Below are 24702 nucleotides of genomic sequence, written 5' to 3' on the forward strand. Positions count from 1 at the left end.
TTTTTGTATTTTAAATGTTTTTTTCTGTAACTAAATTATTAATAAAAAGTTAGTTTGTTTTTTTACAGTTTTATAAATTCATCCCTATTTTTCCCTTTATTTTTGCAAGATTGATTAAACCGTAAAAACTAAGTATTTAAGCCATTTCTAGAGATTTATTTCCCACAAAACTATGTTGTATTTCATACCATTTTATGAGGTTGTTATTAATAAATTATACGTTATCCCTCAATTTTGTTTTTCATCAAATATTTAATATAGTTATAATACATATTAATTATGTATAAAAAAGCAACCTAGCAATAAATCGCTAGGTTGCTTTAATTTTACTAATTAGATTTCTTTTTACTTAAGAATAGAGTTAAAATAAATGCTACTAAAGCTATTCCTGCCGCTGCTATAAATAGATTTGAATAACCACTATTCATAGTTTGCTGGTATGTGCTTTCAATAGTACTTCTTGAAGCTTCTATTTTATTTAAATAGTCAAGCTTCATATTATTAAATATAATATTTGGATCTACGTTACCATGTGCACTATGCATTATTCCGCTTTCTATAGCATTTTTAGAACTATCCATCATTGTACTTGAAAAGTTTTTCATAGTTTCTACTATATTAGTGACATTAGCGCTCTTTAAAGAATTTAATGCAGATTCTGGTATATTTCCACCACCAAAAGCATTTCCATTCATACCTGGAATTTGTGGCATTACTTCCATAATCTTTCCTGGAACTTTAGTTCCAGCTTCCGCTATAAAGTTAACTAGAATATTTGGAGATACTGCAACCCCTATACTTCTAACTAAAGAAAGTGTTGATTGGGCTGATGCAGTTTCGTTTTTATCTACAAAACTTTGCATTAAATAATTTAAAGGAGTTCCCATTGTAAATCCCATTCCAAGTCCCATAAATGCAAGTCCTATAATCAATCCTATTTGACTATTACTTTCTGCAACATACAACCCTAAAATTAATGAACCTATTATAGTAGATCCAAATCCTAATAATAATATTAGTTTTGCTGAGTATTTATCTATAAGCTTTCCACCAAAAGGTGCAGCAAGTCCAGAAAAGATAGCCATAAGTGTTACAAAATAACCTCCAGATCCTACTTGGATTTTTAAAGTGTTTTCTGCAAATTGAGGCATAAATACTATTCCCATAAGACCTGCTCCAACTAAGAAGCTTAAAACTAAAGTAATCGCTATATCTTTAGTTTTAAAATAATTTAAATTCATTACTGGATCTTCTGCTCTTTTTTCAATATATATAAATACTGGTAAAAGTACTATAAATACTATTAAGTAAGGATATACATCTACTGATTTAAGTGAATTTAAAAAATCATGGAAATTTAAATTTGTAACTCCATACATTAAAGAAAGTATCATTAAAGAAATCACGACACTACCTTTAATGTCCATCTTTCTTTTTTCTTTATCTACCTCTACTACTTTAACCTTTGCACTTATCAGTAATGCAATTATACATATAGGAACATTTATAAAAAATAATACGCCCCAGTTTGAATCACCAAAAATGCTTAATATCCCTGAACCTATAGTTGGTCCTAAAGTTGTTGCTATACCATAAGTTGCACCGACAAGCCCTAGTGCTGTTCCACGTTTTTCTTCAGGGAAACTATCTCCTATATAAGCTGTAGCTATTGGCATTATTCCACCACCACCTATAGCTTGTATAATTCTTGCTATAATAAGCATTGAGTATCCACCAAAATAATCTGATAATCCACAAAGAATTGAACCTATCCCAAATAATACTATTGAGAAAGTAAATAATTTCTTTTTACCAAATATATCAGATAGCTTTCCTGATATAGGCATTGAAACTGCATATGCTAATGTGTAAATAGTTATCATCCAAATAGATGCACTTTCAGTTATATTTAAACCATTAGCTATTACACTTCTAGCTGGTGACACAATTCCAGTATCCATAGCTCCAATGAAAATTCCAAGTAAAAACATAATCATTAATAATTTCTCTGCGCCTTTTTTCTTTTCCATATTTTTTCCTCCTTTTTGAACCTCGTTCATTTAAATTCATAATGTAAGAGCTTATAAAAGCTCTTACATTTTTACAATCTTGATTAAATCTTCGATTGTCATATATTTGTTTTTAATAATTAATAGTATATTATTTATTAAAAATAATGTTCCTTTTCTAGTTTCTATATCAAGTTTAATGTCCCCTTTTTCCTTATGAAATATCACTATTTCATCAGTTATCTTATATAAACTTTCCATAGATTCTTTCATCCCCTTGCAGCCTTCTCTGCCTCTAAGTTCAGTAAGTTCCATAAAGATGTCCATATGATCTTTTAAATACCCCTCTATTTCATCATATATAGCCATCATTTTGTGTTCAAAGCTTACATCTTCATAATTGATATTAGATAGATTAGAGATTACTTTTCTCCATTCATCTATAAAAATCTCTCTTATGATATCAAACTTGTTTTTATAGTAGTTGTAAAGTGTTCCAGTTGCAATATTACTTCTTTTAGCAAGTTCTCTCATGCTAAACTTCCTATAACCATATTCTTTGAGCAAAATCTTTGCTTCAATTAGTATTGTTTCTTTAGGATTATTTAATATCTTTGGCAAACTATCACCTCTCGCTTTTTGAACCTTGTTCACATAATATAATATTTTTTATAATTAGTCAACATTCGATATGTTTTCTTAATACTATTAATATAATAACACAATTAAACTACGATTTATATTAAAACTATGTTTAATTTTTTATATTTTATTTTATAAATTCTTTGCTTATGCTATTTAAAAGACAGCTTTTTAAAACATTTCTAATATTACCATTTGTATTTCTTATTGCTTTTGGGTAACTTAAATAAAGTCTTTCCTTAGCTCTAGTTAACGCTACATAAAAGAGCCTCTTTTCTTCACTTATATCTTTAGATTTTAAAGAGAAAAAGTTTGGAAAACCTCCATCGTAAAGTCCCACTATAAAAACATTTTGAAACTCTAATCCCTTTGCCTGATGAACTGTTATTATCGGGATTCTTATCTTGCCCTTCTTTTTAGTCATAATATCTTCCATCTCCCCGTTTGATAGAGACGTTAAGTTTACAACTTCTATTAATGAATCACGGTTTGAAATATCATCTTCTTTTATTTCTTTAACTAAATTATGAAAATGAATTATTCTATCTTTTTTATTTTCTCTTTCTTCTTTTGGATATCTATTTAATAAATCAAAATTCCTAAGTATTTCTATTATTATATCGCTCGGTTCATTATTATTAGAAAATATAAATAAACTATTTAATTTTTCTTTTATCTCCTTAAATGATTTTAAATGCTTTTGCATAAGATTTAATCTATTAATACTCGTATCTTTTATTTTATCTTCTATAGCCATAATTAATAATTCTCCAGTTGCTATAATATCATCCATAGCATCGTGGCTTGGCTTATGCAAAGTATTAAACTTTTTACTTAAATATTCAAGTTTATGATTTAATTCATTTGGATAAAACCTTCTATAAATATCTAAGGTATCATAAAAGTCTAAAAATTCATGAGACTTAAAGTTTATACGACTAAGTTCAGAATTTAAAATATTTATATCATATTGAACGTTATGCCCAACTATTAATCTTCCTTTAGTAAATTCTAAAAAGTCTTTAAATACCTTTTCTTTATCTTCACCGATTTCTTTTAATTTCTCATCTGAGAATCCATGTACTAAATATGACTTTCCAACTGATTTAGTAGGTTTTATAAATCTTTCAAATTTCTCTAAAACTTCACCATTTTTATTTATTCTAATTGCAGCTATTTGAATTATTTGATCCTTTGTTACGTCAGTTCCAGTACTTTCAACATCAAATACTATTATATTATCTTTTTTAACTTCCTCTAAAAGTAGTGAAAAGAATTCACCTCTATCTGATTTACTATCTATAAAATCTGTTAATTTTATTCCAAAGCTTCTATATTCTGCGCTTAATATATCCTTTATCTTTTCTTCTCCTATTCCAGTTTTTAATCTTAATAGGATCCTTTTTAAACTAGTTGAGTCTGAATTATTTACAATAAGCTTTAAAAAAGCGATTATATCTTTAATTTCACTTCTTCTAAAAAATTTATATTCATCTACTAAAATAAATTCAAAGTTTTTAGAGTAATTCATGTTATTTAAGGATTTACTTAACCCTATACTATATCTATTATCTCTTGTTAATATGCATGTTTTAGATAAATCTTTATTTTCTTTTTCTAATTCTTTTATCTTTTGCATTAAAAATAAAGCTTCTTCCCCTTGATTATTAACTTCTTTAACTATAACTTTTTCTCCTATAACTTCTGAATTTGATGTTATACCGCTTTTATAAACTTCATTAAATTCATCTTTTGATACATTTTCTAAATATCTTTTTGACATCTCTGTTAAAAGCTTAGTTGCCCTATAGTTTTTAACAAAATTAATATATAAAGGGTTGTAGTTTTTTATAAATGCTTCTTCTATTTTTTTAGGTTCTGAACCTCTCCAAGAATATATAGTTTGAAATCTATCTCCACAAAGTAATATATTATTATTTTTAAATATTTTTTCTATGATCTTATATTCAAAATAACTTGTGTCTTGAACTTCATCTATATTAATATATTTATATCTTTTACTTAATCTATCTACTACATCTTTATCTTTAAGGAGTATTTCCATTTTTAATATAAGATCATTAAAATCTAATGCATGGTTATTAGATAATTCTCTATTATATGCTCTAATATAATGAACTCCGCTTTTATAAAGATCTTTAAAAAGTTCTTCTTCAAACTTATATTTAACTTTGCAAACATCTTCAATCTTTTCTCTATAATATTTATATAGATTATTTATTGTATTTCTGTAATCAGTAACTTCATCTATACTAACAAATCCATATCTTACTCTAGATTCTTTAACTAAATCTATAAAACTTTTTAAATTTTTCATTGGAAATTTAAAATAGTATTTTAAAAACTTTAAAGTTTCTAAAGAATCCTCTTCATCGTAGATTGTAAAGTCAGTAAATATATCTGTTTTTTTCTTTGCTTCTTCTTTAAGTATTTGAAGACAAAAGCCGTGGAAAGTCTTTACCGTTATATCTTTCACTAAACTTTTAGTCTCATCACTTTTTGAAAGTTCAAATAAAACTCTCTCTTCCATCTCTTTACATGCTTTATTAGTAAAGGTTATGCAAAGTATTTCCTTAAGGCTACATCTATTTTCTTTTATAATCTTTGATATTCTTATAGCTAGCGTATTTGTTTTACCAGTTCCAGCTGGGGCTACTAAATATATATTTTTGTCTAATTCATTTATAACTTTTAATTGCTCTTCATTTAAATTAATACTCATACTTAAACCTCTAAATTTTATTTCTTTATTTAATTATATAAAATAAACCGTAGGGCTGCACCCCTACGGCTTAAATTTGGCAAAATATACTTTAATTTTAAGAAGGTAATCTATACTAAAACTTATTTTGAATAGAACTCAACTATTAATTGATCATCTATTAATATTGGAACTTCTTCTCTTAAAGGCTTTCTTTTGAATATCCCCTTAAATTCTTCTTTTGATTTTTCTACATAAGGAATATTATCTAAACTATTTAAAAATGTTTCTTTGAAGAATTCATTTTTTCTTGACTTTTCTTTTAATTCAACTACATCTGAAACTTTTAATTTATAAGATGGTATATTAACCTTTTCTCCATTTACTAAAAAATGTCCATGATTAACCATTTGTCTTGCAGCCCTTATTGAAGGTGCAAATCCCATTCTATAAACCATATTATCAAGTCTCGCCTCAAGACGCATTATAAGTGCCTCACCAGGATGGTCTTTTGATAAAAAGGCTTCTTTTACGTATCTTGAAAACTGTTTTTCTAATACTCCATAATAAGCTCTTAACCTTTGTTTTTCTAAGAGTCTTATTCCATATTCTGATAATTTCTTATCAGCTCTACTAGTTCCTTTAGTTGCACGGTCCATAGCTTTTTTATGACCTGTAACATTAAGTCCAAGTCTTCTACAAAGCTTAAAACGTGGTCCCATCATTTTTGCCATAGTAGTCCTCCTTTTTAAAGTTATATTATGAATTTATCATACCATAATTTTTTCTATTTGAAAATGATTATCACTTCTATTTACCCTTAAATTTTTTAATTATTCTATAATTTCTTTAAATATCTCTTATTATCTCCCTCTAGTTTCATATTTTTAATAAAAAGTTAACTATATATTTCTTTTTTAATATTATTATTATTATATAGTTTTTAGGTAATATTAATTATAGAAGCTTTTTCTTAGGAGGATAAACAAATGAAAACTAAACAGACATTAAAAACTATTGAAGAAGTTTACGGTAAGATTAGCCCATTTGAATTTAAAAATGAACTAATAAATGTAGCGCATACTTCAGACGAAACTAGTAAAAGACCCTTACTTGATGCAGGTCGTGGTAACCCTAACTGGACTGCTGCAACTCCAAGGCAAGCCTTTTTTACATTTGGACAATTTGCAGTTACTGAAACTCAAAGAGTTTGGATGGAAGGTGATTTAGCTGGAATGCCTCATAAAACTGGAATATACGAAAGATTTTTAAAATATTCTAAGGAAAATGAGACTCTTCCTGGCATGGCTCTTTTAAAAAACATAATTAACTACGGTATAAAGGAAAAAAACTTTAACCCTGATGCTTTTGTCTACGAACTTACAGATGCAATAATCGGAGATAATTATCCTTACCCAGATAGAATGTTAGTTCACATCGAAAAAATAGTTCATGATTACTTAATAAAAGAAATGTGTAATAATAAACCTTTAGAAAATGATTTTGATATATTTGCAGTTGAGGGGGCTACTGCTGCGATGTGTTACATTTTCGATTCATTAAAAGCAAATGAGCTTTTAACAAAAGGCGATAAAATTGCTATAATGACTCCGGTATTTACACCATATCTAGAAATACCTGAATTACCAAGATATAGTTTAGAAATTGTTGAAATTAAGGCAGATGAATTTTCAAAAGATCCTTCTGGTGCTTGGCAATATCCAAAGAAAGAACTAGAAAAACTTAAAGATAAATCTATAAAAGCTTTATTTGTAGTTAATCCTGGGAATCCTTCTTCAGTTGCTTTAAGTAACTCATGTAAAAATGATTTAATTTCAATCATAAAAGAATATAACGAAAATTTAATCATAATTTCAGATGATGTCTACGGTACATTTGTTCCACACTTTAGATCTCTTATGGCTGATTTGCCATATAATACTATCGGTGTTTATTCTTTCTCAAAGTATTTTGGTGTAACTGGTCAAAGACTAGGTACAATATCAGTTCACAAAAATAATGTTATAGATAAATTAATTAGAGAACTACCTGATGATAAACAAGAAATGATAAAAGGTAGATACGGCGCTTTATCTCAAAATTACAAAGACATATCATTTATAGATAGAGTTGTAGCAGATAGTAGGCAAGTTGCACTTAACCATACAGCTGGTCTTTCTACTCCTATGCAAGTTCAAATGGCATTTTTCTGTGCATTTGCAATTTTAGATAAAGATGACACTTACAAAAATCAAACTATGGAAATTTGCAGAAAAAGAAAAGAGATATTATTTAATAGCTTAGGATTAGAACCTAGAGACAGTATTTATGATGCAGATTATTATACTGAATTTAACCTATTAGTTTGGGCTAAAAATCACTTTGGAGAAGAATTTGCATACTACTTAGAAGAAAATTATAGTTTAGTTTATATTTTATATAAGTTAGCTGAAGAAACTTCAATTATCCTTCTATCTGGTAGTGGCTTTAATGATTCTGAGTGGTCACTTAGAATATCACTAGCAAATTTAGAAGATAGAGAATATGAAAAAATAGGTAAAGTATTAAGAAAATTAGTAATAGATTTAATAGAAAAATTCAACGAAACTAAAAAATAGTTTTTGTTTAATTAATATGTTATTATATACTTAAGTAAGATGGAGTTTCTACTCCATCTTATTTTTAAATTAAGATAAAATATATTTATATAAATTAAGGAGAATCTAATGAAGTCTTTTAAAGAATTACAATTAAACGAAAATATAATAGATGGTCTTTTAAAACAAAACATAGAAGAGCCTACAAAAATCCAAGAACTTTCAATTCCTGAAATTTTAGAAAATAAGGATTTAATAGGGGAATCACATACTGGAAGCGGAAAAACCCTAGCATTTTTAACACCTATTTTCCAAAAGATAGATTCTAGTAAAAAGGATGTTCAAGCACTGATTTTAGCTCCAACTCGTGAGCTTGTTATGCAAATTGAAGCTCAAGTAAAACTTCTATCTGAAAATTCAAATTCAAACATTAAATCTATATCTATAATAGGTGATGTTAACTTAGATAAGCAAATAAAAAAACTTAAAGAAGTTAAACCTCAAATAGTAGTAGGTTCACCTGGTAGAGTTTTAGATTTAATTAGAAAAAAGAAACTAAAAGCACATACTGTAAAAACTTTAGTTCTTGATGAAGGTGATACTTTAATAGATAACACAAGTATTCAAAATGTTAATGAGATAATTAAATCTCTTATGAGAGATACTCAAATACTTATATTCACTGCAACTATAAGTAAAAAAGCTATTGAAATTTCAAAATCTTTCTTAAAGAATCCTGTAATTATAAAATCAGATTCTAAAGCTAGCTTAAACCCTAATATTGAGCATATGTATATTAAGGTTGACCCTAGAGATAAAATCGAAACTTTAAGAAAATTACTTGCAGCTGTAGAACCAAAGAAAGCTTTAGTGTTTATAAATCACGGTTTTGATATAAACGAAGTTACTGAAAAATTAAAATACCACAACAGAGAAGCTTTTGGTATGCATAAAAAAATAACAAAAGAGCAAAGACAACAAGCTCTTCAAAACTTTAGAAGCGGAAAAATAAATATATTAGTTTCATCTGATATCTCAGCTAGAGGTTTAGATATAGATGATATAACTCATATAATAAATTTAGACTTCCCAAAAAACACAAACGAGTATCTTCATAGAGCTGGTAGAACTGCAAGAGGAACTAAAAGCGGCTGTACTATATCATTAGTTACAGAAAGAGAATTACCTGCAATTAGAGTATATGAAAGAGAATTTGGAATTAAAATAGAGAAAAAATCTCTAAGTCACGGGGCTCTAGTATAAAAATATTGCCACAAAAAGATTTTAAATTCTTTTTGTGGCTTTTTTCATTATGCTTTTAACAAAATATTATCTAACTCTATTTCTTTAGATTCTAGTTCTAATAATATATCCTCTTCTCTTTGTCTTACTGTTTTTGCTATATCATAAACCCTATCCCTTAAATTTGAAACATTATTTAAACTATTTCTTATCTTATCTTGAACAGCTAAATCAGTATAAAAGTTATCAACGAAAATATCTAAGACACTAGTAAAATAATCTACCTCTATCCCCTCTATAAATATCCTAATATTAACATCTTCTAACTCTTCATTTAATTTTTTCATAGCAAAATTAAGATCTTCAAGGCACTTTTTAGCTTCTCTCATCTTAGCTTGTTTTATCATAGATGTAAGCATTCCGCCTTTCCCCCTACTTGCCATATCTAAATGACCTAAATTTTGAGCCCAAACTAGGTGTCTTTTTGCATCATCTAAAATCGGCATGCAGTTATCAGTCTCTTTTAAGGCTTCATTTAATTGGACTTTTTCATTTTTGATTTCTTTTATTCTATCTTCTAATTGAATAATTCGAATCTTTTCTTCACTATCACCATCTAATATCATGTTATATTTTTTAAATATTAGTTCTTTATATTCGTAACTTAGAGGTTTAACTACCTTTAACCTCTCTTTTAGTATTGATTCTTCTATTTTATAATCTTCTAAATTTCTTTCGCATTTTTCATACAAACTTTTAACCTCAAAATATTCTCTTTGCTCTTTTTCAATTTTCATATCTACTTTCCCAAGTACATTAGCTAAAAAGTTGCTTAAATTGTTTTTTTCTAAGTTTTTTACATCCCTATATTCCTTCTCAACCTTTTTATTTAATAAAAGTAGTTCTTCTTTAGAATTTCTTATCTTTTCTTCTAATACTTTTAGCTTATTCTTTATAGATTTTTCTTCCTTTGCTGCATCTGCAAAACCATTGATTTTTTCATTTATTTCTGTAAACAATACCTCACCCCCTATATAATTATAACCTTTTTTTCAATATACTGGTACTTATTTGTATATAGGTATTATTATTTTATTTAATATATCTCTAAATTTAAAAATTTTTTAAAAGCTATTTTAAATTACAGCTACCTATTTCTAAAACTTTAGGAGTTTCATTTAGACCTTTAATTGAAAAAGTAGTAGATACAACTAAAAATATCAAACAGGCAACGGTTATAAATCTAATATCAATTTCTATTTCTTTATTTAAAAAGCTATATAATTTCCCTCTTTTAGTATTTAAAAATTCTTCTTCTTTTAAAATTTTAACTTCTAAACTATTTAAATAGTCACAGCTTAACTTTAAATCATCAAATGATTTCTTAAATTCCTTTTTTAATTCTTTATCAAAATTATCCAAAATACTCCTCCCTTCCATTTTTTAAAAGTTCTTTTTTTAAGTAAATTTTTCCTCGTCTTAGCCAAGTCTTTATAGTCTCTTCCTTTGTCTTTAAAATTTCACTTATTTCCTTTATTTTAAAATCCTCATAATAATATAAATAAAGAACTCTTCTATATTTATAATCTAATTTATTTAATAGCTCTAAAAGGTCAAACCTTCCTATATCTTCTATAACCTCTTCTTCAAAAGATTCCACATTTAAATTATCTAAATAATCTAATGATAAAAAAGATTTATCTACTATAGTATTAAAAGCTTTCTTTCTATCTTTAACTATATAAGAAAGTATCTTTTCTTTCCCCATATACTCCATAAACTTACCCCTAAGATTTTTCATTTAATAATTGGTTAAAATAGTCATATTCACTTTTATTTTTATTTATTTTATAAAGCTCCTCAATTAGATTTTTGCACTTCTCTTTTTTAATATAATTTTCTTCATTAAAAGATAAATATATTAAAGGATAAAGATATTCCTTTTTAAAGCCTTCATCTTTTATTCTATTTAAAAACCAATCTACCCCTTCTTCAAACCTTTTATCTAAGAAAAGTTCTTCCCCTTTATTTAATTCTTTTTCTTTCCCTTTTAAAATCAATCCATAATCTTTATTTCCCTCCATAAAGTTACTTGAAGAATTAATCACATTAGAATCTTTATCTAAAGCTTCTACAGAAACTACTATTTCTCCTTCTTTAATAAGACCTACATTCTCTAAATATTTATATCCGTCATCTTCTAAAATAGGTTTTCTATAATACTGACTTATCAAAGCTCCATCTTTTAAAGGAATTTTAAGTTTATTATCTTTAACTGTATAGATATTTCTATTTCCTACTCCCTCTAAAGATTTATTATTATTTCCATAATCACAGGTATAATTTAAAGATACCCTATAACTTTTAGCATTATTTACTTTAAAGAATTCAATAGTATATTCATCCCCTTCTAAATTTTTAACTCCAGGTTCTTTAAACTGAATAGCTTTATTTAGTTCTATATTAAAGATATTTTCTTTTCCCTCTTTTAAATCTATTTTTTTATCAGCTAAATTAAGAATATTTGATTTTGCTCCTAAAAATTTTGGAATTATACATGATATATATAAATCGTCTTTTAAATTTGGAATATTATTAAATTCATAATATCCATCTTTATCTGTATAAGTAATGAAATCTGTATTACTTATTGGTGTATCTCTTAAATACGTGTCAAATACAAAATCATTAGAACCCCCTATAATAACAGGTCTATATTTTAACGGCTCCCCATTAAAAGTCACCCTTCCTTTTAATTTGTTTTTGCCATTATAATATTCCTCTTTACTTTTAACATCAAAAGCGCTTGATTTTAAATTATCTTCTGAAAAATAAATTTCTTTATTAATTAATTTTGTTTCGTTTAGTGCTTTTGTAATAAATTTATTTTTATTATCTAATAAAGGCTTACCAAATTCATCATAATTATAAAAAGTATAATCTTCTGCTGCTCCTTCTAAAACGTTATAATTAAACTCATTAAACACATCATTATTATACTTTTTTGATAAACCCTCTCCAAAAGTCTTAGCTTCTTTTTTATTATTAGTTATATGAAGTAAATAAAGCTTTCCTATTTCCCCTGATAATTTAAGATTAAAATCTTCTTCTTTTAAAAAATCTTCTACTAATTTTTCTCCTGATTTTATATCACCTTTTTCAACATATAACTTTAAAAGGTTTATAACATTTTTTGAAAACGAATTGCTTTTTTTATAATCTAAAGCTTTTTTTTCTATATCTATAGCCTCATTTAAATTTTCTAAAGTATCAAATTTAAGACTATTATATCTAATTCCATTATAGTAATTGCTAGTTGCCATATAATCTCCTAAATCATATTTTAAGTTTGCTAAATTATAATAAGCTTCTCCTTCATACGGGCTTAAAACCTTTGGATATATAGTATAAAACTTTAAAATACCATAAGAAAAATCCTTTAAATCTCTTCTTATACTACTTAAATAAATATCACTATTTGCCATAGTGTTACCTATTAAAAATAACAAGTTTGGAATTAATATAAAAACAATTATAGGTATAAATATAATATGTTTAACTACTATTTTAATCTTTTTTTTCATGAACTTTAGCCCCCTTTATTTATTTAGACTCCTAAACTTAAATAAAAGTTTCAGTTTTGAAAATAAATTTTGTTTAAATTAGAATTTATTGGGCAAAATATTAATATTAAAAGGAGGGATTTTATGAGAGTACCAAAACATATTGGAATTATTCCAGACGGAAATAGACGCTGGGCTTTAAATAATAGCCTTACTAAAGATATGGGGTATGACCACGGTATAAACCCTGGAAAAGAACTTTTTAAACTTTGCGAAAAAGAAAATATTGAAGAGGTTACTTTTTACGGTTTTACTGTTGATAACACTAAAAGACCTGCTGTTCAAAAGCTTGCTTTTACTAAAGCTTGTATAGACTCAGTTAATCTTTTATCGAAAGAAAATTGCGAGATTTTAGTTATAGGAAACACTAAATCTTCTGCATTCCCTAAAGAATTACTTCCCTTTACAAAGAGAAGAGTATTTGGAAAAGGTGGTTTAAAAGTAAACTTTTTAGTTCATTACGGTTGGGAGTGGGATCTTAACCCTTTAAAAGAATCTACTTCATCTAAAAAAACTATAATTCCTTTTATCCACTCTAAAGATATTTCAAGAATTGATTTAGTTATAAGGTGGGGCGGTCGCCGTAGACTATCAGGTTTTTTACCTATCCAAACTGTCTACTCTGACTTTTATGTTTTAGATAATATGTGGCCTGACTTTAAAGAAAGTGATTTTTACGATGCCCTTTCTTGGTATAACGAGCAAGATGTAACTCTTGGAGGTTAGAGAACCCTATTTTTAAATTGGGTTCTCTTTTTCTATTAACTCTCCTAGTACCTTTCCGCCATCTAATGCTACAGAAGCCCCGTTTCCAGGATGGGTTGATGCACTTATAAAATATAAGCCCTTTGTTCCTCTTCCCTTTAAATGAGGCCTAAAGTAGCCGCTTTGATTTAATTTATGACTTATTCCAAAAGCTGCACCTTTATATAAATTAAATTTTTCTTCTAAGTCTTTTGGAGTTAGAATTTTTTCAAATTCTATAATATCTTCTATATTGTAAAGTCCATTTATCTTTTTTATAGAATTTATAACAATATCTCTATACTCTTTAATTGATTCATCATCCCAAATTATTTCTTCATTTTTTAGATTTGGAACTCTAACTACAAGGTTTAATATGCTCTTTTCTCCCTTTGCTAAAGTATCGTCAACCTTTGAAGGATAGTATAGATAAACTGAAGGCTTTTTCGGAAGTTTTAAATTAAAAGGTGCTTCTATTCCTTCTCTAAAATCATCATTTAAGTAAATATTATGGACTTCTAGATTTTCTAATTTTTCAGATAACCCTAAATAAATTATAAAAACTGAAGGTGATAGTTCCATATTTTCTGTATCTTTTTTATTTATAGAACCTACTTCTTCTTTAAATAGATTATTAATTGCATAAGGATAATCAGCGCTACAAACTACTATATCAGATGAAATTTTATTTCCATTTGCTATAACGCCTTTAACTTTTCTATCTTCTAAAACTATTTCACTTACATTTGTTTCTGTTAAAATTTCACCGCCTAGTTCTAAAATAAGTTTTTCTAAAGCTTCAATATACGAATAGAATCCACCTTTAATATAAACTAAACCGTATAATTGAGTTATAGCTGGTATTAAAGAATAAATGTTTGTATTTTTATAAGGATTACATCCTATATACATAGATGTAAATAATAAGTATTCTAAAAATCTATTATTTTTTATAATATCTTTTGTGTAATCATAATTGCTTTTTAAAGGATGAAGCTTAAAAAAACTTGAAATAGAATCAAAGCTAAATATCTCTTTAAAAGAAACCATAGGTTTATCTAAAAAAGCTTTTTTACTTATCTCATACTTTTCATTAGAACTTTCTAAAAATCTAATATATTCTTTAGGAAGATTCCCCCTTAGTTTTTCGAGCGCTCTTAAAGTTTTATCAGATTTTTGATAAACTCTAAAATCACTTTTATCAAAACCATATACTCTATAAAGAGGGTCTAAATCAAACATATGAATATAATCTCTATAGTCTTTATTAACATCTTTAAATGTATCTATATAAGAGTTTGGAGTCATTAAAATCGATGCTGTTAAATCAAATTTAAAATCACCTTCTTTTATATAATTAATCTTTCCACCTAAAGTTTTTTCTTTTTCAATTATAGTTACGCTATACCCTTTATTTAATAAATTAATAGCAGTTCTAAGTCCACCTAGACCTGACCCTACAACAATAACCTTTTTCATAAATATCTACCTCAAATCTAAATTTTTATACTAAAGGTAAAATCACTTCGAATTCTACTACCCCGCAAACACTCTTTGCTTTGATATTCCCCTTATGTAATTCTATTATACTTTTAGTTATACAAAGCCCAAGCCCACTACCACTTACTTCACTGTTTCTAGCTTTATCTACCCTATAAAATCTGTCAAAAATATGTTCAAGTTCAAACTCTGAAATCTGCGTTCCATAATTTTTTATAGAAAAAGATGCTGATTCACCTAAATTCTTAACTTCTATATCTATATGTTTACCATTTTTTCCGTATTTTATAGAATTACTAATTAAATTTTCTAAAGCCCTTGAAAGTTTCATAGGATCACATTTTAAGAATATTTTTTCTTTACAAAAGTTTGTATTTATTTTTAAATTTTCTTTTTCTAACTCAAATTGAAAATCTGAGATAAGTTGCCAAACCATTTCAATAAAATCAACATTTTGAAAAGATAGTGCTATACCATCATTTTGATATTTAGTAAGTTCAAACAAATCATCTATTAAAACCCTTAATCTTTTTGCCTTTTTATATGCGCTATCTGTATAATACCTAAGTTCTACTTCATCTTTGTACTTATCTTCTTCTATAAGGTTTAAATACCCTATAATTGATGTTAGTGGAGTTCTTAAATCATGCGAAACATTTGTTATAAGATCATTTTTAGTTTTTTGTGCTTTTTTTTCTTCTAAAGTAATATTTTTTAGATCTTTTACTAAATTATTTATATTAATACTAAGCCCCTTTATATCTCCACTAAAGCATTCTATATCTATCTCTTTTTGGAAGTTTTCTTTAGGCATACGTGAAACTATTTTGCTTAAACTTTCAATTTCACTTTCATTCTTTTCTAATTCTTCTAAATAAGTATATAACTTTTTATTTCTTCTATAAATTAAATAAACTATCAATAATAATAATATGCATACTAATATTCCATTTATAAAAATTCTATAAGAATATGAGAATTCAATAATTATATTAAAGAGCTCTATTTTAGTATATCTATAAAAGAAAAGTACTATATACTTTAAAGCAGTAATTCCTGCAAAGAATATAGCAAAGCCTATCATTAAATCAATAAATATATTTAAAGTTTCTTTTAATGCTCTGTTATTTCTCAACTTTATAACCAACTCCCCATACAGTATGAATAATCTTTTCACCTTTTGTAGCTTTGTTTAATTTATCTCTAAGTCTACTCATATGTACCATCACGGTATTATTTGATTGAAAGTAATCTTCTTCCCATACTCTTTCAAATATTTCTTCTGTACTAAATACTCTTCCTCTATTGCTACATAATAAATAAAGTATTTCAAACTCTCTTGCAGTTAAATTTATTTCTTCCCCATTTGAAGTTACGTTATGTTTTCCTTTATCTATTATTAAACTCTCTACTTGTATTATATCTCTATCTACACTTTTATTAAAAAAATAAGCTCTTCTAAGTAATGCTTTTATTCTTACTAATAATTCTAAAGAATCAAAAGGTTTTACTATATAATCATCAGCTCCAGTTAAAAGCCCTTCTATCTTATCCATATTTTCAGATTTAGCAGATAACATTAAAATAGGTACGTTTGAAGATTCTCTAATTTTTCTACAAACTCCTATTCCGTCAAGTTTTGGCATCATTATATCTAATATAACTAAATTAATATCAAAGTTTTCAAATAATACTAATGCTTCTACTCCATCTTTAGCTTGAAGTACATTATACCCTTCATTTTTCAAATTAATTGATATAATCTCTCTTATTTCTTTTTCATCATCAACAACTAAAATATTATTCATAAGCTTCTCCTAAATATTCTTCTAAACAAATTCCTTTTTCATATATTTCTTTTGCTACCTTTTTACCTACATATCGTATGTGCCAAGGTTCATAATTTTTCTTTGTTATTCTTTCTTTGCCCTTTTGATACCTAACTATAAATCCATACCTATAGCAATTATCGTTTAGCCAATCAGCTTCTTTAGTTCCTCTTATAAAAAGTCTACTAGGATTAGTTAAATCAATACAAAGACCAGTTTGGTGTTCGCTTTGTCCAGGCTTTGCAATATAATTTTCTGCATATCTTTTACCTTTTATCATTACTTCTCTTTTGTAAATAAATTTTTGAGTATTATACGATCTATATCCTGAAGTACCAAGTAGTGAAATCCCCTCTTCTTTTGCACCATTTATTAATTCTTTAAGAGGTTTTTTAATTTGTTTAGAAACTAATCTTTCTTCGTTATCCGCTTCATGAACAAATTCTATTTCTGCTTCTACTAAATCACTTTTATAATTTTCTCCTATTTCGCTTGAGTCATTAATTAAAATTATATCATTTTTAATTATTGTTTTTTTTGCTGCTCTTGTTTCTTTATCAAAACCCATGTATACACCATAAAATATTAAACATAAAATAAGTATTTTTAGTATTTTTTTCATAATTTTTGTCCCCCTTAATTTAAGTATACTTTAATTTTAAATGGGGAACTTTTCGTTTTCTTAACTTAATTCTTACGAAATCTTACATTTTCATTATACATAATTATAATACTATTTTCAGATTTTTAGTAAAAAAATAGCACCCTTATGATTATAAAGATGCAATAATTTTATCTAATATTCTATTTCTTTCATTGAAAGTCCGTGTGCTAAAGCTACAAAACCAGCTTCTGATCTTTTTTTAGCTTCTAAGATATTTATTATATCTTCTTTTTTTCTCTTTCCAAGACCTATCTCTATTAAAGTTCCAGTTATTATTCTGACCATTCTTTGTAAAAAGCCGTTTCCATTAAACTCTAATTCTATATAACCGTTATTTTCAGTTATATTTATATAATTTATAGTTCTAACAGTTGTTTTATTTTTAGATTTTAAAGTAGTAAAACTTTTAAAATCATGAGTTCCAACTAGGCTTTTTGAAGCTATAATCATATCTTTTACATTTAATTTTTCTTTAATGTGAAGAGTATATCTTCTATCAAATACATTATGGTATAAATTATTATTTATTCTATACACATAAGTTTTAGAAACTATATTATATCTTGAGTGAAATCTATCACTAGCTTCTCTTATATCTTTTAAAACTATATCTTCAGGAAGGTATTCATTTATATAATTAAACATTTCTTCTAAAGTTTTATTATCATTTGTTTTAAAGTTTGCTATATAATTTTCAGCATGAACTCCTGAATCAGTTCTTCCACAACCTATAACTTTAATTTCTTCTCCTGTCATCTTACTTAAAAGTTTATTAAACTTTTCACCTATAGTTGAAGTTTCTGTACTTTGTACTTGCCATCCTTTATATCTAGTTCCATCGAATTCTATTATCATTTTTATGTTTCTCATCTTATCACCTTTAACCTAATGTTTTTTTAAGTATAACATACTTAATAGTATCATATGAAATATTATCTCTTATAGCTTCTTTTATAGGCTTAAGTTTATTAAAACCTATTTTATCTATAGCACTTAAAACTTCTATTTCATCATCTTCATTTATTATTGTGCTAAAATCAATTTCAAAGTCTATAGAGTTTCCTTCGCTTAAGTAAGTATTTACGTGAGATATAACTGTATTTAAAGACATATCACGAATTTGTGCAATCTCTTTAAACATTTTCCCATCTCTTAGCATATCTATAGTTACTTCAAATGATTTCTTTTTATCGCTATTAGTTTTTCTTTTTTTATTTTCTTTTTCTTCAGTTTTTAAATTTCCACCTTTTATAAAAGTAAAAGATGTTTCTATTTCATTTTCTTTTATATAATCATTAATAGAATTTAAGAACGCTTCTCCAAATGTTTCTATCTTTTTAAATCCTACTCCAGAAATATCTAATAACTCATCAGAAGTTTTAGGGAGCCTTACACTCATCTCTTTTAAAGTATTATCACCAAAGACCATATAGGGAGGTATCTTTTCTTCGATTGCAATTCTTTGTCTTATACCTTTTAATATATCAAATAATTCGTTATTACTACTGAAGGCTTTAATTTTTCTCTCCTCTTTAAATAAAACTTTTTCTAATCCCTTTATTATATTTAAAGAGTTTGAATTAGGCTCAGCTACAGGGTATTCTCCCCCATAATTAATATATCCGTGAGATATTAAAGTATTAATAAATTCTTTTAAGTCATCTTTAGAATAATCTTTCATTATTCCATAAGTGCTTAAAGTATTTAATTCTAAATCTACTATTTTTTTATTTTTAGAACCTCTTAATACGTCTACAATCATTCCTATTCCATAAGGTCTTTTCATTCTATAAATACAAGATATAACTTTTTGTGCATCTATAGTTTTATCTAATATTTCACCATCAAAATTACAACTACTGCATTTGTCACATCTTTCTTTTCCCTCTTCACCAAAGTAATTTAAAATAAACTTTCTATAACATCCATTAGAGTAAACTAAGTCTATCATAGTTTGAAGCTTCGCTAACTCATTTCTTTTTCTAAAAGGGTTAGTAGTTCCATTATCTATAATATATTTTTGAGTTTGAACGTCTCCTGGAGAAAATAATAAAATACATTCTGATTCTTCTGAATCTCTCCCCGCTCTACCTATTTCTTGATAGTAGTTTTCTATAGTCCTTGGCATATTGTTATGGATAACGTATCTTATATTTGGTTTATCTATCCCCATTCCAAAGGCGTTTGTTGCAATTATTACACTTCCTTTATCATAAACAAAGGCTTCTTGATTTTCCTTTCTTTCTATATCTGAAAGCCCAGCGTGATATCTTAAAGCCTCAATTCCCTTTTTATTTAAAGCATTATATAATTCATCAACTTCTTTTCTAGTTGCACAATATATTATTCCTGACTGCTCTTTGTTTTTAGTTACATAATCTAAAATATAAGATCTTTTATTTACACCTTTTTCTATTACAAGTTCTAAATTATCTCTATCAAATCCAGCTACAAAGACCTTTGGGTTTTGAAGTTCTAAAAGCTTTATTATGTCCTCTTTAACTTCTTCTGTTGCTGTTGCTGTAAAGGCAGTAACTATAGGTCTTTTTTTAAGCATATTTATAAATTTATTAATGTTTTTGTAACTACTTCTAAAATCGTGACCCCATTGTGATACGCAATGGGCCTCATCTACTGCAATTTGGCTTATATTTATATTTGAAATAATATTTAAAAAACTAAAAGATTCTAATCTTTCTGGTGCTACGTAAAGTATTTTAACTTCACCCATTCTTATTTCATTAAAAATCTCTTCTATTTGAATGTTTGAAAGAGATGAGTTAATATAAGCTGATTTAATACCTATATTATTTATAGAGTCTACTTGGTCTTTCATAAGAGAAATAAGAGGAGATATTACAACAGTTACTCCATCTAAAATTACAGCAGGAATTTGATAACAGATAGATTTTCCTCCACCTGTTGGCATTATAGATAATACGTCATTACCTTTTATAATTTCATTTATTATTTCTTCTTGACCTTTTCTAAATTTATCGTATCCGTAATATTTATTTAAAATATCTAAAGCTTTATTTTTCAAATCTACTAACTCCTAAGTTTTTATTTTAATTCTATCCATATAATATCATTTTTAATATAAATATAAAAAGATAAACCACAAAAGGTCTATCTTTTTATATTTATTCTATTATTTTAATTATTTCATCTACTATTTCACTTTTTCCTTTTTCTGATGTATCAAGTTTATTATCTACAAACTCTTCATAATATTTAAGATAAGCTAAGCTTCTCTCTAAACTTTCAACATCTCTTTTTCCAGAAGCTATATCATTTGATACTCTCTTTTTAAGTACATTTTTACTACAAACTAAAGTTATTTTTTTTAGTTCATAATTATTAAGTGCAATCTTATCTAAAATTTCGTTTAAGATTTCATCTTTATGAATTACCCAGCTTAATATTACATTTTGAAAGTTTGAATTTTTAAGATAATTTCTAAGTATATGAGATATATTATCTATTACCATATCCTTATTTTCATCATCTACTATAAAGGGGTCCATCATCCAGCACCAATCCCCATCAAGCCATACAGACTTAGGTAATCTTGAATTTAACCTTTTACAGACACTACTTTTTCCAACACCCATAGGACCATTTACTATTATAAGTTTTTTCATAAATGCACCACCTCTTCTTAGTTTATCTTAATTTATCTAAAATTTTATTATATACATAATTCATATGAGGTTCATCTTTTATAACGCTTTCTAAATCTTTTATCTTTATCCACTTTACGTTACTGTTTTCATCTTCTTTTATACTTAGTTTATCTTCTTCATTTGCTTCTATTAAATAGGCTATAGATAAATGAAGGTGAGCTGAAACGTACTTTCCATTTTTTACGTGACCAAATACAGGTAAAATATCTATAGATGCAATATTTTCTTTTCCTAAGATATTTTTTCTTCCTAAAACTCCTGTTTCTTCTTTAAGTTCCTTTAATGATACCTTGTAAAGATTGGAGTCACCATCTGCATGCCCGCCAGTCCAAGCCCAAGAGTTATAAATATTATGATGAATCATTAAAGTCTTGTCTCTTTCTTTATTTAAAACAAAGGCTGAACTAGTTATGTGCGCAGTTTTATTTTCTCTTAAAAGTACATTATCATTATTTTTTATAAATTCTAATATAGCTTCTTTATCTTTTTCCTCTTGCTCATTACATGGTTTATAATTATAAATATATAAAACCCAATCCATAGTTTTCTCTCTTTCTTATTTAAACATTCTTCTAAATTCCTTCTTTTCTTCATCTGATGAGAAAAGATTTAACATATCACAAATCTCAATTGAAAAATCAATAAAAGCCATTCCATCTGCTGTAATACAATTGCAGTCTCTTACTACATCATATTCTACGTAATTTTTGCGATTAAATGGATCTTCTCCTCCAAAAACCTCTTCATGTTTCTTAGTCCAAGTTTTTACAGGTGTTGTATATTCGTATTTTTCAAAAACTCCTGATTTTGCAAGTGCAATCGTTCCTGCACCGCAAATTCCAGCTATTAATTTATTATTATCTTTTAAATACCAAATAAGCTCTCTTAATTCATCTGAAAAGTCATTACTCCAACCGCCTGGAATAATAAGTCCATCTAACTCTTCAAATTCTATCTTTCTTAAAGTATTATCTGGAATAAAGTTAAATCCACTTCTAGCTTTTATAACTCCATCTTTGTTTGCTAAAGTTACGACTTCAATACCTTCTGAACTATTTAATAATTGTGAAATTAAAGATACATGATAATCTGTCATATCTTTAAAAATAAATATTCCTATTCTTTTCAAGTTTTAACTCCCCTTATTTTATTAATTCATCTCTTTTTATAAAAGGATTTAAGTATCTATCTTTTCTGATAGTACTATTACCTATATTAATTGCATTCTTTGGACAAATATTAATGCATCCCATGCAATCTACGCAATGCCCATTAAATTTTACTTTTCCATTTACTATTTCTATATTATTAGAAGGACATAAATCTATGCATAAACCGCAATTTATACAATCATCATTTACGTTAAAATTTTTGTCTCTTTTTTTATATTTGTCTCTCCATAAATCATGAATTAAAAAAGTTATCTGATTTTTTCTCTTTTTAAATTCTTTTATAGTATCTAAAGTTATATTTTCAATAAAATCATTTAACTTTTCTTCACTATCTTCAATAGCTTTAATCGCTCTTTCTTTGCTTGGATTTCTTCCAGCTCTTATATAGTTTGAGATATATTTTACCTCTTCATAATTACTTATTGAAACACCTTTTTTCTTAAGTATTTCATTTATCTTATAAAAACCATTATTAGATTTTCCGCCTCCTGTAACTTGAACTACAAATATATAAGGATTGCTATTAAATTTCATTTTTTTAATAAATTCCTCAACTATTATAGGTAGTCCAAAAGAATGAAGTGGATAAACTATACCTATCTTTTCGTCTTCAACTATTACTTCATCTAATTCTCTAGAAATTTTAACTAAATCACACTCTTCAAAATTCTCCTTTATCTTCTTAGAAACATAAAGTGAATTTCCAGTAGACGTGAAATAAAATATTTTCATAAAAATCCTCCAAAATTTATATCTACATATAAGTTTATTATATCAAACTTTTAAAGAATTTAATGTAAAAAAATTGAGTACTATTTTGTACTCAATAATTTTTACATATGATTTTTTTTGCCTTCCCATTTACAGATGTGATTTAAAGGACATTCAAAACAAGTTGGTCTTTGCGCTTTGCAACATCTTCTACCATGGAATATAAGTAAATGGTGAGTTAAAGTCCATTCCTTTTTAGGAATTTCTTTTTGAAGTTGTTTTTCAGTATCTAAAACATTATTAGAGTTTGCAAGGCCTAATCTATTTGAAACTCTAAATACGTGAGTATCTACTGCAATTGCAGGTACATTAAAAGCATTTGATAAAACTACGTTTGCAGTCTTTCTCCCAGCCCCGCTAAGAGAAGTTATTCCCTCCATAGTGTTTGGAACTTCTCCATTAAAATTTTCTTTTAATTGTCTACACATCATAACTAAATTTTTTGCTTTATTTCTATAAAGACCTATCTTTTTAATTTTTTCTTCTATCTCTTCATTTGATAATGTTAAAAACGCATCTAAATCAGGATACTCTTTAAAAAGGGTTTCTGTGATTTCATTTACCTTTTTATCAGTAGTTTGTGCTGAAAGGCAAGTAGCTACTAAAAGCTGAAATGGAGTCTCGTGATTAAGTTCGCATTTTGCATCAGGATATGTTTCTTTTAATATTTCTAAAATTTCTTTTGTTCTTTTTTTCACTTTAGCACCGCCTTAAATATATTATATTTATTTTATCATATATTTAATAATAATTATTATTAAATTTTAACTTTTCTTTATTCTTTTAGTGCATAAATACCTACATAAGGTTTTTCTAAATACTTTGTTTCATATTCTTCATATAAAAAAATAATCTCTTCTGAATCTTTACCTTTTATAGTAATCTTAGTAAACTCACTACTTGGAGTATCATGTACACTTTCTTTTTTAGTCTTTTTATAAGATTCTAGTTCTTTAATTAATCTATCTATCTCTTTTTTATCTTTAAGTTCTTCTTCTTTTGAATCTTTAGATACTATAACTTTTTCTATATTTTCTTCTTTTTCTATTTTAAATAACTCTTCTTTAGTGCAGCCTACTAAGAAAAATAAGCTTAAACCTATAATTAAACAAATCTTCTTCATAAAATCCCCCTAAAACTTTATATTAATTATTATCTTCTATAATCTTAAAAAAAGTCCTTTAAAGTAAAAAAAATTGCCTAAATCTCTTAGGCAATTTTTCTATTTATAAACTCCTCTATAACTTTCTGGTAATTCTTTAGCTATAGATTTCATTAATATTTCCATACATCTATCATCATATTCATGCTTTGTTTCTTCTTTATCTTTTTTAGGTAATACCACAGGTTCTCCAAAGTTTACATATACATCAGCATCATGCCACTCTTCTCCCCCCATATCCCCATCTTTACAGATAGGAAGAAGTTTGTCAGTCCCGTGCATTCCTATAGGAACAACCTTTGCACCCTTAACTTTTGCTAAAAGAAGTATACCTCTTTT

At 26.6% G+C, this 24702-nt stretch carries 23 protein-coding genes and 1 pseudogene; 3 read left to right on the forward strand and 21 right to left on the reverse strand.

From position 1 onward, the window contains the following. Nucleotides 1-329 precede the first annotated feature (329 nt). From M4I33_RS12195 to rpsD, 4 genes are all read right to left on the reverse strand, one after another. A complete protein-coding gene (locus M4I33_RS12195) occupies nucleotides 330-2030 on the reverse strand; it encodes an MFS transporter (protein ID WP_257917047.1) in 1701 nt (566 codons plus the stop codon). 63 nt (nucleotides 2031-2093) lie between these two features. Then, nucleotides 2094-2630 carry a TetR/AcrR family transcriptional regulator gene (locus M4I33_RS12200; protein ID WP_257917048.1) on the reverse strand — a complete coding sequence of 179 codons (537 nt, stop codon included), beginning with the start codon at nucleotides 2628-2630 and terminating at the stop codon, nucleotides 2094-2096. A gap of 148 nt (nucleotides 2631-2778) precedes the next feature. Then, nucleotides 2779-5394, reverse strand: a complete 2616-nt coding sequence (locus M4I33_RS12205; protein ID WP_257917049.1) for a 3'-5' exonuclease — start codon at nucleotides 5392-5394, stop codon at nucleotides 2779-2781. 122 nt (nucleotides 5395-5516) lie between these two features. Further along, a complete protein-coding gene (gene rpsD, locus M4I33_RS12210; protein ID WP_257917050.1) occupies nucleotides 5517-6107 on the reverse strand; it encodes a 30S ribosomal protein S4 in 591 nt (196 codons plus the stop codon). 255 nt (nucleotides 6108-6362) lie between these two features. Here rpsD and aspD point away from each other — a divergent pair, with 255 nt between their 5' ends. Beyond that, nucleotides 6363-7991, forward strand: coding sequence for an aspartate 4-decarboxylase (gene aspD, locus M4I33_RS12215; protein WP_257917051.1), 1629 nt, complete (start codon nucleotides 6363-6365; stop codon nucleotides 7989-7991). 108 nt (nucleotides 7992-8099) lie between these two features. Continuing rightward, on the forward strand, nucleotides 8100-9233 hold the full coding sequence (locus M4I33_RS12220; RefSeq protein WP_257917052.1) for a DEAD/DEAH box helicase: 1134 nt from the start codon (nucleotides 8100-8102) through the stop codon (nucleotides 9231-9233). A gap of 47 nt (nucleotides 9234-9280) precedes the next feature. Here the strand turns inward: M4I33_RS12220 and M4I33_RS12225 are convergent, their stop codons facing one another. The 4 genes from M4I33_RS12225 to M4I33_RS12240 form a co-directional block, all read right to left on the reverse strand. Continuing rightward, complete coding sequence (locus M4I33_RS12225; protein WP_257917053.1) at nucleotides 9281-10231, reverse strand: hypothetical protein; 951 nt, start codon at nucleotides 10229-10231, stop codon at nucleotides 9281-9283. Nucleotides 10232-10343: 112 nt separating this feature from the next. Continuing rightward, nucleotides 10344-10634, reverse strand: a complete 291-nt coding sequence (locus tag M4I33_RS12230; protein ID WP_257917054.1) for a hypothetical protein — start codon at nucleotides 10632-10634, stop codon at nucleotides 10344-10346. After that, on the reverse strand, nucleotides 10627-10989 hold the full coding sequence (locus tag M4I33_RS12235; RefSeq protein ID WP_257917055.1) for an RNA polymerase sigma factor: 363 nt from the start codon (nucleotides 10987-10989) through the stop codon (nucleotides 10627-10629). Before M4I33_RS12235 ends, M4I33_RS12230 begins: the two co-directional genes overlap by 8 nt. 10 nt (nucleotides 10990-10999) lie before the next feature. Next, entirely contained in the window at nucleotides 11000-12796 is a 1797-nt protein-coding gene (locus M4I33_RS12240) for a carboxypeptidase-like regulatory domain-containing protein (RefSeq protein WP_257917056.1), read from the reverse strand. Nucleotides 12797-12919: 123 nt separating this feature from the next. On the opposite strand from M4I33_RS12240, the gene M4I33_RS12245 reads away from it, so the two are divergent. Continuing rightward, on the forward strand, nucleotides 12920-13561 hold the full coding sequence (locus M4I33_RS12245) for an undecaprenyl diphosphate synthase family protein (RefSeq protein WP_257917057.1): 642 nt from the start codon (nucleotides 12920-12922) through the stop codon (nucleotides 13559-13561). A 12-nt stretch (nucleotides 13562-13573) separates the two neighbouring features. On the opposite strand, the gene M4I33_RS12250 is transcribed toward M4I33_RS12245, so the two are convergent. From M4I33_RS12250 to M4I33_RS12310, 13 genes and pseudogenes are all read right to left on the reverse strand, one after another. After that, complete coding sequence (locus M4I33_RS12250) at nucleotides 13574-15058, reverse strand: NAD(P)/FAD-dependent oxidoreductase (protein WP_257917058.1); 1485 nt, start codon at nucleotides 15056-15058, stop codon at nucleotides 13574-13576. Between the two features lie 25 nt (nucleotides 15059-15083). Next, a complete protein-coding gene (locus M4I33_RS12255; protein WP_257917059.1) occupies nucleotides 15084-16214 on the reverse strand; it encodes a cell wall metabolism sensor histidine kinase WalK in 1131 nt (376 codons plus the stop codon). Further along, complete coding sequence (locus M4I33_RS12260) at nucleotides 16204-16887, reverse strand: response regulator transcription factor (protein WP_257917060.1); 684 nt, start codon at nucleotides 16885-16887, stop codon at nucleotides 16204-16206. The genes M4I33_RS12255 and M4I33_RS12260 overlap by 11 nt, the downstream gene beginning before the upstream one ends. Next, the gene (locus tag M4I33_RS12265) at nucleotides 16880-17530 is read right to left on the reverse strand and encodes a D-alanyl-D-alanine carboxypeptidase family protein (protein WP_257917061.1); all 651 of its coding nucleotides are present in this window, start codon (nucleotides 17528-17530) and stop codon (nucleotides 16880-16882) included. The genes M4I33_RS12260 and M4I33_RS12265 overlap by 8 nt, the downstream gene beginning before the upstream one ends. Nucleotides 17531-17704: 174 nt before the next feature. Next, on the reverse strand, nucleotides 17705-18442 hold the full coding sequence (truA, locus tag M4I33_RS12270) for a tRNA pseudouridine(38-40) synthase TruA (protein ID WP_257917062.1): 738 nt from the start codon (nucleotides 18440-18442) through the stop codon (nucleotides 17705-17707). Between the two features lie 10 nt (nucleotides 18443-18452). Beyond that, nucleotides 18453-20615 carry a DNA helicase RecQ gene (gene recQ, locus M4I33_RS12275; RefSeq protein ID WP_257917063.1) on the reverse strand — a complete coding sequence of 721 codons (2163 nt, stop codon included), beginning with the start codon at nucleotides 20613-20615 and terminating at the stop codon, nucleotides 18453-18455. A gap of 100 nt (nucleotides 20616-20715) precedes the next feature. Next, nucleotides 20716-21216 carry an AAA family ATPase gene (locus tag M4I33_RS12280; protein ID WP_257917064.1) on the reverse strand — a complete coding sequence of 167 codons (501 nt, stop codon included), beginning with the start codon at nucleotides 21214-21216 and terminating at the stop codon, nucleotides 20716-20718. Nucleotides 21217-21238: 22 nt separating this feature from the next. Beyond that, on the reverse strand, nucleotides 21239-21799 hold the full coding sequence (locus M4I33_RS12285) for an NUDIX hydrolase (protein WP_257917065.1): 561 nt from the start codon (nucleotides 21797-21799) through the stop codon (nucleotides 21239-21241). A gap of 15 nt (nucleotides 21800-21814) precedes the next feature. Beyond that, nucleotides 21815-22387, reverse strand: a complete 573-nt coding sequence (locus M4I33_RS12290) for a DJ-1/PfpI family protein (protein WP_257917066.1) — start codon at nucleotides 22385-22387, stop codon at nucleotides 21815-21817. A 13-nt stretch (nucleotides 22388-22400) separates the two neighbouring features. Further along, nucleotides 22401-23162, reverse strand: a complete 762-nt coding sequence (locus M4I33_RS12295; protein WP_257917067.1) for an EFR1 family ferrodoxin — start codon at nucleotides 23160-23162, stop codon at nucleotides 22401-22403. 101 nt (nucleotides 23163-23263) lie between these two features. Beyond that, nucleotides 23264-23899, reverse strand: a complete 636-nt coding sequence (gene nth / locus M4I33_RS12300; protein WP_257917068.1) for an endonuclease III — start codon at nucleotides 23897-23899, stop codon at nucleotides 23264-23266. Between the two features lie 77 nt (nucleotides 23900-23976). Next, entirely contained in the window at nucleotides 23977-24324 is a 348-nt protein-coding gene (locus tag M4I33_RS12305) for a DUF5301 domain-containing protein (protein ID WP_257917069.1), read from the reverse strand. A gap of 99 nt (nucleotides 24325-24423) precedes the next feature. Continuing rightward, nucleotides 24424-24702, reverse strand: a pseudogene (locus M4I33_RS12310) (1-acyl-sn-glycerol-3-phosphate acyltransferase); the annotation flags it as partial.

It is taken from the genome of Clostridium sp. LY3-2 (assembly GCF_024705715.1).
GTDB lineage: Bacteria > Bacillota > Clostridia > Clostridiales > Clostridiaceae > Clostridium.